This is a genomic window from Okeania sp. SIO2F4 (assembly GCF_010672385.1).
Lineage (GTDB): Bacteria > Cyanobacteriota > Cyanobacteriia > Cyanobacteriales > Microcoleaceae > Trichodesmium.
In genome coordinates this window covers 1-16,190 of record NZ_JAAHGT010000112.1, presented here as the reverse complement: position 1 = coordinate 16,190, position 16,190 = coordinate 1, and the positions used below count along the sequence as shown (strand labels likewise).

10 protein-coding genes and 3 pseudogenes are annotated in these 16,190 nt (G+C 36.2%); 7 read left to right on the top strand and 6 right to left on the bottom strand.

Annotated elements, in window-relative coordinates; all coding sequences use genetic code 11:
- Positions 1–310: 310 nt before the first annotated feature.
- The 4 genes and pseudogenes from F6K22_RS09880 to F6K22_RS09865 all read right to left on the bottom strand — a co-directional run.
- Positions 311–988, bottom strand: a pseudogene (locus F6K22_RS09880) (transposase); the annotation flags it as partial.
- 260 nt (positions 989–1,248) lie between these two features.
- Positions 1,249–1,910 (bottom strand): annotated as a pseudogene (locus tag F6K22_RS09875) (transposase); the annotation flags it as partial.
- A gap of 177 nt (positions 1,911–2,087) precedes the next feature.
- Positions 2,088–2,351 (bottom strand): annotated as a pseudogene (locus F6K22_RS09870) (CO2 hydration protein); the annotation flags it as partial.
- An 11-nt stretch (positions 2,352–2,362) separates the two neighbouring features.
- The gene (locus F6K22_RS09865; protein WP_293096505.1) at positions 2,363–3,493 is read right to left on the bottom strand and encodes a CO2 hydration protein; all 1,131 of its coding nucleotides are present in this window, start codon (positions 3,491–3,493) and stop codon (positions 2,363–2,365) included.
- A 654-nt stretch (positions 3,494–4,147) separates the two neighbouring features.
- Between F6K22_RS09865 and F6K22_RS09860 the strand changes: the two genes are divergently transcribed.
- Genes F6K22_RS09860 through F6K22_RS43450 form a run of 3 tightly spaced genes read left to right on the top strand, consistent with a single transcriptional unit; the run spans position 4,148 to position 4,643 of the window.
- Positions 4,148–4,327 carry a transposase gene (locus F6K22_RS09860; protein WP_293096502.1) on the top strand — a complete coding sequence of 60 codons (180 nt, stop codon included), beginning with the start codon at positions 4,148–4,150 and terminating at the stop codon, positions 4,325–4,327.
- Between the two features lie 7 nt (positions 4,328–4,334).
- Positions 4,335–4,478 carry a transposase gene (locus F6K22_RS09855; protein WP_363273231.1) on the top strand — a complete coding sequence of 48 codons (144 nt, stop codon included), beginning with the start codon at positions 4,335–4,337 and terminating at the stop codon, positions 4,476–4,478.
- A gap of 3 nt (positions 4,479–4,481) precedes the next feature.
- On the top strand, positions 4,482–4,643 hold the full coding sequence (locus tag F6K22_RS43450) for a zinc ribbon domain-containing protein (RefSeq protein ID WP_483244122.1): 162 nt from the start codon (positions 4,482–4,484) through the stop codon (positions 4,641–4,643).
- A 1,202-nt stretch (positions 4,644–5,845) separates the two neighbouring features.
- Here the strand turns inward: F6K22_RS43450 and F6K22_RS09850 are convergent.
- Complete coding sequence (locus F6K22_RS09850; protein WP_293096500.1) at positions 5,846–7,372, bottom strand: NADH-quinone oxidoreductase subunit M; 1,527 nt, start codon at positions 7,370–7,372, stop codon at positions 5,846–5,848.
- An 857-nt stretch (positions 7,373–8,229) separates the two neighbouring features.
- On the opposite strand from F6K22_RS09850, the gene F6K22_RS09845 reads away from it, so the two are divergent.
- From F6K22_RS09845 to F6K22_RS09835, 3 genes are all read left to right on the top strand, one after another.
- Positions 8,230–9,354, top strand: coding sequence for a nucleotidyltransferase domain-containing protein (locus tag F6K22_RS09845; protein WP_293096497.1), 1,125 nt, complete (start codon positions 8,230–8,232; stop codon positions 9,352–9,354).
- Between the two features lie 399 nt (positions 9,355–9,753).
- Complete coding sequence (locus F6K22_RS09840) at positions 9,754–9,903, top strand: DUF433 domain-containing protein (protein ID WP_363273229.1); 150 nt, start codon at positions 9,754–9,756, stop codon at positions 9,901–9,903.
- A gap of 697 nt (positions 9,904–10,600) precedes the next feature.
- On the top strand, positions 10,601–10,735 hold the full coding sequence (locus tag F6K22_RS09835; protein ID WP_293096495.1) for a hypothetical protein: 135 nt from the start codon (positions 10,601–10,603) through the stop codon (positions 10,733–10,735).
- A 461-nt stretch (positions 10,736–11,196) separates the two neighbouring features.
- Here F6K22_RS09835 and purB read toward each other — a convergent pair whose 3' ends face one another.
- Positions 11,197–12,492, bottom strand: coding sequence for an adenylosuccinate lyase (gene purB / locus F6K22_RS09830; RefSeq protein ID WP_293096507.1), 1,296 nt, complete (start codon positions 12,490–12,492; stop codon positions 11,197–11,199).
- Positions 12,493–14,099: 1,607 nt separating this feature from the next.
- Between purB and F6K22_RS09825 the strand changes: the two genes are divergently transcribed.
- Positions 14,100–16,010, top strand: coding sequence for a transketolase C-terminal domain-containing protein (locus F6K22_RS09825; RefSeq protein ID WP_293096493.1), 1,911 nt, complete (start codon positions 14,100–14,102; stop codon positions 16,008–16,010).
- Positions 16,011–16,190 lie beyond the last annotated feature (180 nt).

Below are 16,190 nucleotides of genomic sequence, written 5' to 3'. Positions count from 1 at the left end.
TCTATAAACTCCCCCCTCCTCCCCCTCTTCCCCTCCTGGGAGGGGTTAGGGGTGGGTCCCCCTCTCCCCAAACTTCTTTTTAGATCAAAGGTAAAAAACCTACCCCTGGGAGGGGTTAGGGGTGGGTTGACTCCTGACTCGGTCCTCCTACCTTCACCCATAAGACTTTTTCAGCAAACCCTAATTAGGGTTTGCTGAAAAAAGCGGACATGATATTTTTCAAAAAAAACTGATAATAATTTTTTATTATCATCATTTATTCAACCATAATTTAAAATGATTAAACAGAATGCAAAAATAGTTTTTTCTCCAAAAAAGTACAAAAAAAGAGAAAAAGCCTCTTTCAAGAGGGTAGAAATGTTGATTACTAAGAAAGTAATTGCGATGGCAGTTGCGGAAATTTCAGGAAGTTTAGCCATCACTTTCTCCAAGTTAAATCCTCTTTTTGCTTGACCAAATTTACCCTCAATATTATTCCGTAATCTTTCATCGCTCTTGAGCTTGTTTATTCTGTTTTTTTCAAGATTTTTTGGTGGTCAACGCACGGGAGGAACGCTGATTCTAATCCCTCTTTCAGTACAGAATTTTCGGTTTTCGAGCTGTTCTGTAAATTTGGTCTGCATGAACTGACTCTGGGTAATGAACTGTGTAGTTTTTAAATGCTTCTACTTGAGCTATTAAGTCTCCTGATTCATTGTAGTTATCCCAACTTATCCGGTGTAAAAATACATATCCATCTATACAACTCGCAGATAGTTTAGCTCCAAATTATGTATTTTTGACCGCTTCTTCCTCTCACTATTTGACGTACATGGTTTGGATTTAAACTTACTATTCTGTCATCTATTCGCACTTTTTTGTACTCCCACATCCATTGTTGCTGACGATATACTTCACTCACTACCAACAACGTTTTATAAAGTCTATTACTCAGACTTTCTAGACTGGCATCTTTCTCTATTAGCAGCTCTATAGTGGTTAAATTTTTACCGAATTATTAATTATTAATTGTTAATTAAATAATTGTGGTTTAAAGCCTCCCCTTGGATAGGGGAAAAAAGCGGTCGAGAGATGGCGAGGTTTCCTCGCCATATCTAATCGACCAAGAGAAGAAATGATATTTCCCAATCTTCAATCCTCTCGGTTAAAACCCGAGGTAATTATCAATTATCCATTATCAATTATCAATTAATGAACAACATATTTCAGTTATTTTTTCAGGGCTTTCCTGATTTATTTGCAAGTGGATCGTCTTTTTTTTGCTACCTTTAAGTATTCTTTTCTTGCTGTTTGACGGTAAGTAATGTTTTTTTTATTAAACTTGCTTTTTAGGGGTTCATACAGAATATCTATGATTTTTTCGGTTTTAATTCTGGCTTGATTTAATAGATTTAAGTCTGTGGGATAGCTGATATCAGCCGGAGCGCAGATAGCATCTATGATTAATTTACGTTGATTTTTGATTGACTTGATTTCTTATAAATTTTGTGTTTTTTTTCTCTTCACCTTCCTTTTTTTTGACCGTATATGAATTAATTTCATTGATTAAATCTGCACAAGCATCTTTCTCTAAAATCAACTAATATTGAGGCATCAAATGGAGCTTGGTTGTTATAGGATTCAAGGCCGATAAGATACTGTAAATAAGGATTTTCCTTGATTTTTTCTACTTTTTCCCTATCGCTTATCCCTAACTTTTCTTTAATAATTAATGCCCCTAATGCCATTCTAAAAGAGCAAGCAGGTGCTCCTCTTTCCAGAGAGAAATTAATTGCATATTTATCTTCATATTTCTGCCAAGAAATTAAACTAGCCATCACTACCCAACGATTGTCAGGAGATAATTGGCCATTGAATGGCAGTTCAAAATTTTCTGCTGCCATGTCACGTTGGCCTACTTTTCTGTACATGATGGGTGCAGCATAGATACCTGGTTTTTGGTCTATTTTAGCTGAAAATCGGGCACAATTTCTGATTGAAAATGCCTTAAATCTTGACTGTGTAAGTTTTTGAAATTTAATCAGCAAGCCCTAATTATTCATTGTTTGGACTGTTGCCGACCTGAAAATTTTTAATTATTGAAATAGCTAACTATTAACAAATAGTAATCTTGATGTTAAAAATCTCTCCATCCAAGCTTCTAAATAAACTTGATTTTCTGCTTGTTCTTCTGGATTTTCTGTATCTAAAGGATGAGGTGCTAAACCCAAAACGGCAGCCGTTGTTACACAAAACATTGACTTCTGAAAAGTCTCACAAATTTTCACTCGTAAATTATCTGTACCTCGGTTAGTTTTTTGATAAACTTCTAGAAGATAATCTGGCAGAAAATGTCGCATATCTTGCATTAATATTGAAATAGTTAACTATTAACAAATAGTAATCTTGATGTTAAAAATCTCTCCATCCAAGCTTCTAAATAAACTTGATTTTCTGCTTGTTCTTCTGGATTTTCTGTATCTAAAGGATGAGGTGCTAAACCCAAAACGGCAGCCGTTGTTACACAAAACATTGACTTCTGAAAAGTCTCACAAATTTTCACTCGTAAATTATCTGTACCTCGGTTAGTTTTTTGATAAACTTCTAGAAGATAATCTGGCAGAAAATGTCGCATATCTTGCATTAATAATGTAGGTGGAATTCCCGCACCACCAATAGGTAAAGGATCGGCATACAAAGCACCATAAGTAAATTGACTTTGATTGGGGTCAATTTGTTGAGCTTGAGCGTTATATGAAACTGTTCCTAAAAATGGTGTTCCTCGGAAGAAAACTGCTTCGACATAGGGAACTGCTGTATCTGCTAAAAAAGTTAAACCTACTGATTCGGGAATTATTTCATAACGTTTACCTTTAATATTTACAGCAAAAGTAATTGGTAAATTTGCTGCTGCAACTAACCCTAATAAAATATGATTTACTACTTGAGGAATAGATTTCATTTTGCCTTGGTCATATTTATCAGATAGGGTCATAAATATATCACTCATTACTCGCCAAAATTGACCTAAAGCACTGTAATAAGCTTGTTGACGTACCATCTCTGGTAAAAATTCTGGAAATAATTGATTGAGTGGCATTAACATCAAATTTCCTGTAATTTCAGCATCTATAGCTGCTTTTGCTAGTTGTTTAAATTCGGCTGAATCTAAATATTTATCCAGACCTCCACCTCCATGCCATAACATTCCCCTCATGCAATATTCTGCATATTCATAATTAATTCTGTCATGCCACCAAAACTTCAGTAATTTACCTAATGAAATTTTGCCATTGAAGTATTTTAAAAAGGGAAACATTTCTAAAAATTGATGTTCGGCAATGTAAATAAGATTTTTGGAATAAGCATCTAATACAATCCCATAACTTTTTAAAATTCCGACTACTTCTAAGACATTTTCTGGGGTATCTTTTAGCAGAGCTTGACCAGATGTTAAGCGATTAATATATGCTGAAAGTGGATGATTTTTACATTTTAAAACTGTATTTGTCATAATTTTTTTGACTCAATTTATCTAAATGTTGGCAGAAGACCCACACCAAATCAGAGATTATAGTTTTGGGATGAATGCCAATCAATGCTATAATAATGCTTGAGTGGGAGTAATAGGTAAAAAGATTGAAAGCAAGATACAAATATCCCATCTATCCAAATCATATACAAATAACGCGCATTAAATCAACTATTTGGTTGTTGTTGATATGTTTGGAATCAATCATTAGTACATGGTAATCAACTGTATGCTAAAGGTAACAAGAAACTTAGTTATGTAGATTTAACTAAACAATTCATAACTCAAGCCAAGAAAGAATTGGTTTGGCTCAAAGAGGTAGCTTCTACTTCATTGCAGCAATCTTTAAAAGACTTAGACTAAGCTTACAAGAATTTTTTTTATAGTTGTACTGGTAAACGAAAAGGTATAAAAGTTAAACCTCCTAAATTCAAGAGCAGAAAGTCCAGACAAGCAGTTAGATTTGTAGGAGCTAATTACAAGATTTGTCAAGACAAAATCTATCTGCTAAAAGTAGGTAAAATTAAAATAGTTTGGTCAAGACCTAAGCCGCGTAAACCTAGTTCAGTTACTATAATTAAAGATAGTGCAGAAAGGTAGTTTGCTAGTTTTGTAGTAGAAATTAGTCCTGAGTCATTGCCTAAAACTGAAAGTTCTATTGGCATTGATTTAGGTATCAGCACATTTGCTATGTTGAGTAATGGTGAAAAGTTTGAAGCACCAAAACCATTAAAACAAAACCTCAAAAAGTTAGCTAAATTCCAGGGTAAGTTTGTTAGAACTAAACCAGGTAGTAAACCTATACTAACAACATAGACTAAAAATCGGTAAACTTAATAGCAAAATCAAAGATATTAGAGCTGATTTTCTGCACAAATTATCAACTGATTTAGTCAAAAAATACCACACAATTGTACTAGAATACTTGAATGTTTCTGGTATGGTTAAAAACCGCAAATTAGCCTAGGTAATTAGTGATTTAGGTTGGAGAAAATTTAGGACTTTAACTGAGACTAAATGTGAAAAGTATGGTAGAGAGTTTAAAGTCATTAATCGTTCGGAACCCACGAGCCAAAAGTGTAGCTGTTGTGGGTTTAAAGGTGGCAATAAAGAGTTAAATGTAAGAAAATAGACTTGTTTAAACTGTGGAACTTTCCATGATAGAGATATTAACGCTGCTATCAATATTTTAGAAGTTGTGCAACCAAAAACCAAGGTTGAAAACGATACAGTAGCAGAAAATCCAGTTCAACTAACTCTCTTTTTTTGAATTTGAAATAGTCGCCGAAGGGTATGCCTCCTGCCTCCTGCGGAGGAGCTCCGCTAACGGAGGAGCTGCCTGTTTCAGAGGAGCTACGCTAACGCTTTTCATGTCGCGTTTGCGTTAGCATTCCGTAGGAAAGCGAAACGGAGACCAGAAAAAAACGGACACGGAGCCGACGTAATTCTACCCGTAAAAAGGTAGTTGATGGCAATGATGTGTCAACCACCCCTGAGTCATTCCTTCAGCTTCGTCTGTTTGATGGATGGATGGGAATCCCGCGTTGTTTCGTAGAGCAACGTCGGGAGGATGTCAATTTAGACAGTTATTTATATCATTTTTCCTTTTTTTTCAATATTTACTCCAACTTTGGACTCTCCTAAATAACCAAAACCTTCTTCCCTCTTCCTTACCGAATAATTAATAATTAATAATTATTAATTAAATACCTTGGTTAAAAGTCTACTCCCATAGGGGAAAAAGTGGTCGTTTGCGGAGCATGACCTTAGGATGGGATGGCGTTTAGCTAAGGCAAACGCGACATGAAAAGCGTTCGCGGCTCTGCACTCTTCGGGAAACTTCGCCATATCCAATCTTCCCTTGAGAAAAGTGCTGGGATATCTCCTTATATTAAATTCCGTTACGGTTTTAACCAGAGGTAATTATCCATGATTCATTAATGAATTATATCATTTTTAACAAACATTTATCAAAATAATTGGGTCTAAAACCCGGCCTTTTAAGGCGAAATATTTTTGCAGGCTTGCTCAAATCCCCGTTACAAAAATAACTTCTGAGTTCTGACTTCTGAATTCTGACTTCGTTAAAACGTTTGGTATAATAAAACTTCGTTGTTGCGCTTTAGGGCTTGTCAGTATAAGTATATTTGCAGCGCTAAAGCACAACCACAAACAAAGACTTTTTTATAACTAATTATCCAATAGCCTAGCTCCCCTGGAAGAGGCACATAATATTACGCAAAGACACCAGGTTTCTAGGAAAAATCCTTGGTTGGAACAATAGACATCTACGCGCATAACCTAATTTCTGGGTTCCCACGCATAAGTCCTACCCTATTCAGAATAGTTATCGATCAAAGCTTGAGCAGCGATCGCCGATCTATCAATAACCTGTGATAATCTAGGTTGAATCCCACTCATTATATTTGCTTCAGTTTCAGTCCAACGCACCACCCAGTTAGGTTGTATTCCTAAGACAACAATCAGAAGTGCTAAAATAATTGGTGGTATTCTATCTGACCATTGCACTGGAGGCAGATTAATTACTATTTCAGATAACCTACCGAAAAATACTCGGTTAGCTAAAAGCAAGAAATAGGCTGATGTTAATCCTGTTCCAATCATACATAGAAGAGTAGGAACTGTAAAAACATTGAAACTGCCTCTAAACACTAAAAATTCCGAAATAAATCCAGCCATTCCTGGAATACCAGCACTTGCCATTACTCCCAAAATCATTAGACTACCAATCATTGGTAAACCTTGTTCTGGGTTTAATAGACCCCGCAATACATCTATATCCCTTGTACCTGCTTTTTTGTAGACTACTCCTACTAATAAAAATAGTAAAGCAGAAATTAGACCATGGCTAATCATTTGGAATATTGTTCCCAAAAGACTGAGGGGAGTTGCTGCTGCACTAGCTAACAAAATGTAACCCATGTGACCAACCGAACTATAGGCCACCATTTTTTTCATGTCTTTTTGGGCAATGGCATTCAATGAAGCATAAAGCACACTGACTACCGCCCATATTGCTAACCAGGGAGAAATATACACCCAAGCTTCAGGAAACATATTTAATCCAAATCTCAGCAAACCATAAGTTCCAAGTTTTAATAACACTCCTGCTAAGAGTACCGAAATTGGTGTGGAAGCTTCAACATGAGCATCTGGCAACCATGTATGGAAGGGAACTAGGGGAATTTTAATTCCAAACCCAATGACTATTGCTCCTAATAATAATAGTTGAGTTCCTAAAGGTAGGGTATGAGCAACTGCTTGGTCGTAAGCAAAATTGGAGGAACCACTTAACCAAACTACTCCTAGAAATCCAGCTAGAACTAAAATTCCTGAAATTGCTGTATAGATGAGAAATTTTGTAGATGCGTAACCTCTTCTTTGTCCTCCCCAGATGGCAATTAATAGGTATAAGGGAATTAGTTCGAGTTCGTAGAAGAGGAAAAACAGCAGTAAATCCTGAGCGAGAAAGGCTCCAAATACGCTGAGTGCTAATAAGAGTACGAGGGAGTAATAAAAACGAGGTCTTTTGATTGATTCGTCTGTGGCATAGATGGCAATAGTGGTTAACAGACCGTTTAATACTACTAATGGTAGGGATAAACCGTCTATTCCCAAGGAGTAGCTTAAACCTAGGGAGTCTATCCAGGGAAAAAAGACAATGAATTGTTGATTTGGATCTTGTGGATTGAATTGGGTGAGTAGCACCAAAGACCATAAGAAACTAATAATAGCTACTGTTAAAGATAGTTGACGGGCTAATTTAGGCGAGAGAGTGCTTGGCCAAAAACTAATAATACCCGCACCAATTAGTGGAACTAAGATGAGAGCGTTGAGCATTTTTATTGATATTTTCCTTTGAGGGTAATTTACCGATAATTTTGCAATTCTACTATAGAGCTATGGGAGATGGACAATTTATAGCAGAAGTCATTTCAGTTATCAGTTATAAAAAGTTAGAAATTAGAAGTTAAATTATTGCTGTGGCTAAATTTCAGGCGTTGGTGAATATCTGCCCTAGTAATGGTGACTGCTATATATCAAGTCACAGATTAATCACAAATCAAAAACTGGAAATACATTCATTACTGTTGCGATATACGCAATAGTAGAGCATCAAACCTATATCAAAAGTAAACTGAGAGTCACTAATGCTCTGAGCAAGAATCTATCAATCAACACCACAGGTTAATCACAAATCAAAAACTGGAAATATATTCATTACTGTTGCGATATACGCAATAGTAGAGCATCAAACCTATATCAAAACTGAACTGAGAGTCACTAATGCGCAATAGTAAACCATCACCCTCCTACAACTTCTGATTAAAATCTTCCTGCATGGCAAGAATCAGTTTTATGTAGTATAATTGTAATACAAAAGTCACATAATGGTATTGCGAAGCAATATTGCTCTGACAAAAGGTCGTAAAAAGCCTCAACTTCTATTTTTTGACCAAAAAATAAGGTCTCAAGCCTCCCCTTTCAAGGGGATGAAAAAGCGGTCGTTTGCGGAGCATTCCGAAGGATAGGATGGTGAGGTTTCGACGCTACGCGTTTCATGTCGCTCCGCGTTAACGCGCGTTGTGCGGAACGCTAAACGCCATATCCAATCTCCCTTTGAGAAATATTCGATTCAATATTTCAAGCCTCTGACTTCAGGCAGAAGTACTGATAACTGATAACTGATAACTGAAATGACTTTTGAGTGGATGAGGATAGATAGAAAAACAGTAGAATCAGGATTAATATTACTTGCTCTCACAGGTTCTCAAGCTTACGGGACTTCCACACCTTCATCAGACTGTGACTATAAAGGAATTTTTATTGCTCCGAAAGATTATTATTTAGGTTTTAAATCTGTAGAACAAAAAGACCGAGATTGGGATGAACCAGGAACAGGTTTATTTCCTGTATTAGATAATGTCAAAGATTGTGTAATTTACGAGTTAAGAAAATTTCTCACTCTTGTCTATAACAACAATCCGAATATATTAGAACTTCTCTGGTTAGATACAGATTTTTACTTACATTTATCGCCAGTGGGAAAAAAGCTAATTTTCTATCGTCAGGAATTTATTTCTCAAAAAATTAGAGCTTCTTTTGCGGGTTATGCTTACTCTCAAATTAAACGAGTTGAAACTCACAGAAAATGGTTATTGAATCCTCCTGAAAAAAAGCCAGTACCTCAAGATTTTGGATTGAATGAAAATAGCTATCGACCTTTAACAAAATCTGAAGTTAATGCTTTTATGGAATTTCTCTATATGTTGGTTAGAGACTGCATAGAATTTTTAGATCCTGTGCAACAACTGCGGGATTTACTGTTAGAAAAAATTGATTATAAAGGTATTCTCAAACAGCATCCCATTTCTGAAGAGTTATTACCGAAAGTTCAAGAATATACAAGGGCAAAAAATGATTTTATTCAGTTGTTGCATTTGACTCAAGCTTACCGACAAGCTTTGAGTCAATGGGAGGCTTATTGTAGTTGGAATAAAGGCAGGAATTGGCAACGAAAGGAGTTAGAAATAAAGTGTGGATATGATGCCAAACAGATGAGTCATTGTATTAGGTTATTAAGAATGGGAATTGAAATTTTGCGGGATGGAGTTTTGTATGTAAATAGGAAAAAAGCTGGTGATGCTGAATATTTGTTATCTATTAGAAATGGAGATGTTACTTATGATGAAGTGAAAAATTTAGCTGACGATCTATTTGCAGAAATTAAGGAGGTTAAAACAGAATTGCCAGAGCAAATAGACCGAGAATTTTTGAATGAGGTTTGTGTGGAATTAGTGGAAATGGCGGGAGTTTGTTAATAGGGAGACCATTTATCAAAAACTTTTCTAGTAAGCATTCAGCTATTAGCGGTCAGCTCTCAGCAATAAAAATGAACGATGTAGTTCGATAGACTATTAAGGTTAACTGTTGGACTTTTACAGTAACTTTTAATTCTTTGAAACCTCTCAGTTGCTTTTTCCTCTTTTAAAGGTAATAAAGCTGATAGCTAATAGCTGACGGCTGAATGCTTACCTTTTCTACATTTTCTTGAGCAGGAAACTAGAGGAGTGGGGGAGAAGTAAACAACAGTATCAATGATGAATTACCGTTTACGATCAAAATAGTTCATTTGAGAATTATAGGGAGAATTAATGATGAAACTCGAAGACTATTTTAATTTTTTGACTACCCATCATATTGGACTGAAATGAACTAGGATTGGAATTGGAATTATCCTTTATGATTTTATTTATAAATCCAAAACTACTGAAGAAATTTTCCAAATTTATCCGTCTTTAACCTTGGAACAGGTTTATGCCACAATTTTGTATTATTTACATAATCAAGAATCATTCATTAATGGATAATTGATAATGGATAATTGATAATTACCTCTCCCTTTTAGGGAAAGGATTGAACAATAAGGGAAAAAATTTATTTCTCGCGCTTGTGATTAGATATGGCGTTTGCTAGCGCAAAGTTCCGCTTTTCATGTCGGCGACAGCCGAAACGCGTTAGCGTTAGCTCCTCTGAAAGAGGCAGCGTCCCGGAGGGAACGGAAACTTCGCCATCTCTCGACCGCTTTTTCCCGTTAAAAGGGGAGGCTAACAAAGCTGAATTATTTAATTATTTAATTATTTAATTATTAATTATTCGGTAAATCAATATATGGCTGATTATTTAGAATGGGCAAGAAAAATGTGAGAATAACAGCGAAAAAATCCTTCTCCTGCGGTACAAAAATTGATAAAAATTAAAGCTGAACGAGCTGCAAAATATAGATCGAAGTCATAAGTTAATTGCTGTGACTAAATTTGATAGTTTAAGAATTTCCTAATAGGAATGGAGACTGCTATAAAAATTATTTAGTTTATAACTCTAAAATATCTCATGAATGAAAATGTCAATCCGGTTTATTTTAAGCAATTACAAAGACGAAAACCAGATTTAGTAGTTTAGGCAGTTGGAGAACCAGGCGTCCTGTCAAAGGGAACATTAGATCCAGATATTTTTGTCTGGTTTGAAGTTAATAATTTTATTTTGGTGACGAATAATTCTACTTCTATGCCAGATCATTTAAAGGAAAATCGTCACGTTTCTGGAATTTTTATATTAAATCTTAGGATGAGTATTGGAGATACTTTAGATGAACTGATCTTGATTGCGGAATGTTCTTTTGATGGTGAATATCAAGACTAAATTATTCATCTACCTATTTCAAAACTTGGTTTGAATTAGCAAAAGTGGTGCGTTACGACAGATTATTAAATGCTACCTACAGCTTAAATTGTAGCTGTCTAACGCACCCTACACCTATAATAAGTCAGAACTTTGAAGTTAAATTTTTGCTGTAAAACCTCGACTTTTGATAATACTAAATCAGTGTCAAATTCTGGATTAAAAGTAATTTTCCAAGGAAAAAATTAGATGGTTTAGGTATGAGAAAATTACTGTAATTCTAAGTAATAAAAAAAATCAGCATTCAGCTTTTATATTTTTAATGAATGAAGTAAGCATTAGTTTAACTTATACTACATTTTTCACCAGAGAAGTGAAGCACAATAACGACAAGTTTGAAAACTCAAACTGTACAATTATGTGGTAGGAAATGTAGATTTTGTTCAAAAACTGATAGCTGATAGCTGACGGCTGAATGCTTACTAAATACCTAATCTTTGATAGACATCATCTAAATGTTTTAAATGGTGTTTCGGGTCAAAACAAGCTGCAATTTCTGACTCAGATAACTGACTTTTAATCTGTTCGTCTTTGGCGATTAAATCTTGAAAATTACCATTTGGTTGATTCCAAGCTTGATGAGCGCAAGACTGAACAATTTTATAAGCATCTTCTCGGATCATGCCTTTTTCTACTAAAGCTAAAAGCACTTTTTGGCTAAAAATTACCCCTCCATAAACATTCATATTTCGCTTCATGTTTTCTGGATATACTAACAATTTCTTGACTACTTCAGTGGCTTCTTTGAGCATAAAATGAGTCAAAATACAAGCATCTGGTAAAATCACTCTTTCCACTGAACTATGAGAAATATCTCGTTCGTGCCAAAGGGCCACATTTTCCAAAGCAGCAACAGCATGACCCCGCACAATTCTCGCCATTCCCGTTAACCTTTCCGAACGGATGGGGTTACGTTTGTGAGGCATAGCACTAGAACCTTTTTGACCTTGAGAAAAATATTCCTCAACCTCTAAAACATCTGTCCGTTGCAGGTTACGAATTTCCACTGCAAAACGTTCAATAGAAGCAGTCAATAAGGCAAGAATTTGTACATACTCAGCATGGCGATCGCGAGAAATTACCTGAGTAGAAGCTGTATCTGGTTTAAGTTCCAGTTTTTGGCAAGCTATAGCTTCTACTCTTGGGTCAATATTTGCATAAGTTCCCACTGCCCCAGAAATTTTACCTACAGCAATATTCTGACGTAGTTGCACTAACCTCTGGCGATGACGACAAACCTCTGCTAACCATCCCGCCAATTTAAAACCAAAAGTTATCGGTTCTGCATGAATACCGTGGGAACGACCTACCATAAAAGTTTCCCGATGTTCTTGTGCTTGATAGCGAATAGCTTGTCCTAATTCTTCCACACAAGACAACAACACATCGAGACTCGCAACCATTTGCAATGCCAAGGCAGTATCCAAAACATCAGAACTTGTTAAACCAAGGTGAATATATCGTCCAACATCCCCAACATATTCGTTGACATTTGTTAAGAAGGCAATCATATCATGGCGGACTTCTGCCTCAATTTCCAACACCCGCTCCCGGTCAAAATTCGCCTTGGCCTTAATTTCTGCTACTGCCTCAGCAGGTATATAGCCAAGTTCTGCCTGAGCTTCACAGACAGCTATTTCTACTTGTAGCCAAGTTTTCAGCTTGGCATTATCAGTCCAAAGTTCACCCATTTCGGGTAAAGTGTAACGTTCTATCACACTCTTACAATTAAAACAACCGTTACATTGTACTACTGGCAACCACAGATACCGAAGTTAAAAGTCAAAAATCAAAAGTCAAAAGTAGGATTTGATCGGCTCAATACCGCAGTTAAAAGTCAAAAATCAAAAGTCAAAAGTAGGATTTGATCAGCTCAAAACTTTGAGAGTATTTCTCCGAGCCTTGATATTTTTAATATTTTTGATTCGACTGGGAAATTAAAGGTAAAAAAATACCCTTCTCAACCAAACTTAAAACTTAAAACTCAAAAGTTGAAAGTCAGGTTTTATAGACTGCAAACTTTGAGAGTATTTTTTCAAGGCTTGATATTTTTAATATTTTTGATTCGACTTTGACATTAAAGGTAAAAAACATACCCTGCTCAACCAAACTTAAAACTCAAAATTCAGATTTGATAGACTGCAAACTTTGAGAGTATTTCTTCAAGGCTTGATATTTTTAATATTTTTGATTCGACTTTGACATTAAAGGTAAAAAAAATACCCTGAGCAACTAAACTTAAAACTCAAAAGCCGGATTTTATAGACTTCAAACTTTGAAAATATTTCAAAGTTAAAAGTTAAAAATCAAAAGTCATATTTGATAGACTTTAAACTTTGAGAATATTTCTTCAAGGCTTGATATTCTCAAAATTTTTGATTTGACTGGGAAATTAAAGGTAAAAAACATACCCTGCTCAACCAAACTCAAAACTCAAAATTCAGATTTTGTAGACTGCAAACTTTGAGAGTATTTCTGCAAGGCTTGATATTCTCAAAATTTTTGATTTGACTGGGAAATTAAAGGTAAAAAACATACCCTGCTCAACCAAACTCAAAACTCAAAATTCAGATTTGATAGACTGCAAACTTTGAGAGTATTTCTGCGAGGCTTGATATTCTCAAAATTTTTGATTCGACTGGGAAATTAAAGGTAAAAAACATACCCTGCTCAACCAAAATTAAAACTCAAAATTCAGATTTTGTAGACTGCAAACTTTGAGAGTATTTCTGCGAGGCTTGATATTCTCAAAATTTTTGATTCGACTGGGAAATTAAAGGTAAAAAACATACCCTGCTCAACCAAAATTAAAACTCAAAATTCAGATTTGATAGACTGCAAACTTTGAGAGTATTTCTGTGAGGCTTGATATTCTCAAAATTTTTGATTCGACTGGGAAATTAAAGGTAAAAAACATACCCTGCTCAACCAAAATTAAAACTCAAAATTCAGATTTGATAGACTGCAAACTTTGAGAGTATTTCTGCGAGGCTTTATATCTTCAAAGTTTTTGATTCGACTGGGAAATTAAAGGTAAAAAACATACCCTGCTCAACCAAAATTAAAACTCAAAACTCAAAATTCATTAATTGATAATGGATAATTAATAATTACCTCTGGTTAAAACCGTAACGGAATTGTATAAGGGAAAATCTCCTAGCAATTTTTCTCCTTAAAACAAGAGGTTTTAAACCTCTGGAGATTAATTATCAATCATCAATTATCAATCTGTCTACTACCTAAAAAGAATTTTTCAGCTAACCCTATTTAAGTAGGGCACAAATTATGGGAATATAAATTATAGATATTATTACCCTTATTAACCATGACAACTGCTACAGCACCATTTCCAATTGACATAGCAAGCTACAAACCCTTGTCCCTAGACCCCACAAACCCTACCCTTACAGATGAACAACGACAAACACTCAAAGCAAATATTCAACTTTGCCGTGACACAATTATCTTCTTTACCGCCACTGGGGCTGCGAGAGGAGTAGGTGGTCATACAGGTGGCCCTTATGATACAGTGCCGGAAGTGATGATTCTAGATGCCTTCTTCCGAGGTGCAGCAGAAAAATTTGTACCTATTTTCTTTGATGAGGCAGGACACCGTGTAGCTACCCAATACTTGATGGCAACTATACAAGGAGACCTTCCCGTAGAAAATCTTGTAAATTATCGGGCAGCTAATTCTCATCTACCAGGACATCCAGAACTAGGACTTACTCCAGGAGTAAAATTTAGTTCCGGGAGATTGGGGCATATGTGGCCTTACATCAACGGTGTGGCAATGGCAAATCCTGATAAAGTAGTATTTTGCCTTGGTTCTGACGGTTCTCAACAAGAAGGTAATGATGCTGAAGCTGCGAGAATGGCAGTAGCACAAAATCTTAACGTTAAATTGCTGATTGATGATAATGATGTGACTATTGCTGGTCATCCTTCTAGTTATTTAAAAGGTTATGACCTGAATAAAACTCTTACGGGTCACGGTTTGACTGTACTGGAAGGAGATGGAGAAGATTTAGACAGTCTTTACCAAAGAATTTGTCAAGCAGTTACAACTGAAGGTCCGATCGCTGTAGTTAATAAGCGGAAAATGTCCCCAGGAGTTGAAGGTTTAGAAGGTTCTATCCACGGCCATGATGTAATTCCTTTAAAGTTGGCGATCGAGTATCTCAAGGGTAGAGGCATAACTGAAGCTGTTAATTATCTTGAAGGTATTGAAAAACCTAAACAAAGTTACACTTACTTGGGAGTTAGCGATAAAGTAGGTTCTAACCGGAACGTCTTCGGGGATACTGTGGTATCTGTTCTTAATGGTATGAGTGAAACAGAACGTAGCAACCACTTATTTGTTGACAGTGACTTAGAAGGTTCCTGCGGACTGAAACAAATTCGCGAAGCTCACCCAGAACGATTTGTTAGTGGCGGTATTATGGAACGGGGTAATTTTTCTGCTGCTGCGGGGTTTGGCATGGAAAGTGGTAAGCAAGGTATTTTTGCCACTTTCAGCGCTTTTCTAGAAATGTGCATCTCGGAAATTACTATGGCGCGGTTAAATAAGTCTAATGTTTTATGTCATTTCTCCCACGCGGGGATAGATGATATGGCAGATAATACTTGTCACTTCGGTTTGAACAATATGTTTGCCGACAATGGTCTGGATGATGCTTATGAAACTCGTCTCTATTTCCCAGCGGATGCTAATCAAATGAAAGCTTGTGTTGAGGCAGTGTTTACTCAAACTGGAATGCGCTTTATTTTTTCGACTCGCTCGAAAGTGCCTATTATGCTTGATGGTGATGGTAAAGAATTTTTCGGGGAAGGTTACAAGTTTACTCCTGGCAAAGATGAGGTGATTCGGGAAGGTACTGCTGGTTATATTGTTAGTTTTGGTGATGCGTTGTATCGTTCCCTTGATGCGGTGGAACGTCTGAAGCAGGAGGGAATAGATGTTGGTTTGATTAATAAACCGACTCTGAATGTAATTGATGAGGATATGTTGAAAAAGGTAGGTGCTGCTCCTTTTGTTTTGGTAGTTGAAGCTTTCAACCGTCGTACTGGTTTGGGCAGTCGTTTCGGTTCTTGGTTATTAGAGCGTGGTATGACTCCGAAGTTTGCTTATATTGCTACTCACAAAGAAGGTTGTGGTGGTCTCTGGGAACAGTTCCCTCATCAAGGAATTGGTCCTGAAGGTATTATGAGTCAGGTTAAGCAGTTAGCGAAGTAATTTTCTTGAAGCATTCAGCGGTCAGCTATCAGCTATCAGCTATTGATTATCTTTAACGTGAACGTTTGCCGAGCATTCTGGAACGGAAAGGGGATTACCACTCCTAAACAATCCTGCTTATAGAAGCAGGGGAGTTTAACCTAGAGCTGCTAAAAGCTTATAGCTTGTTAATCAATACTG

Coding starts and splice junctions, on each gene's coding strand:
- F6K22_RS09865 (WP_293096505.1), bottom strand. CDS start 3,493: ATGACAAATACAGTTTTAAAATGTAAAAATCATCCACTTTCAGCATAT.
- F6K22_RS09850 (WP_293096500.1), bottom strand. CDS start 7,372: ATGCTCAACGCTCTCATCTTAGTTCCACTAATTGGTGCGGGTATTATT.
- F6K22_RS09845 (WP_293096497.1), top strand. CDS start 8,230: ATGACTTTTGAGTGGATGAGGATAGATAGAAAAACAGTAGAATCAGGA.
- F6K22_RS09835 (WP_293096495.1), top strand. CDS start 10,601: ATGCCAGATCATTTAAAGGAAAATCGTCACGTTTCTGGAATTTTTATA.
- F6K22_RS09825 (WP_293096493.1), top strand. CDS start 14,100: ATGACAACTGCTACAGCACCATTTCCAATTGACATAGCAAGCTACAAA.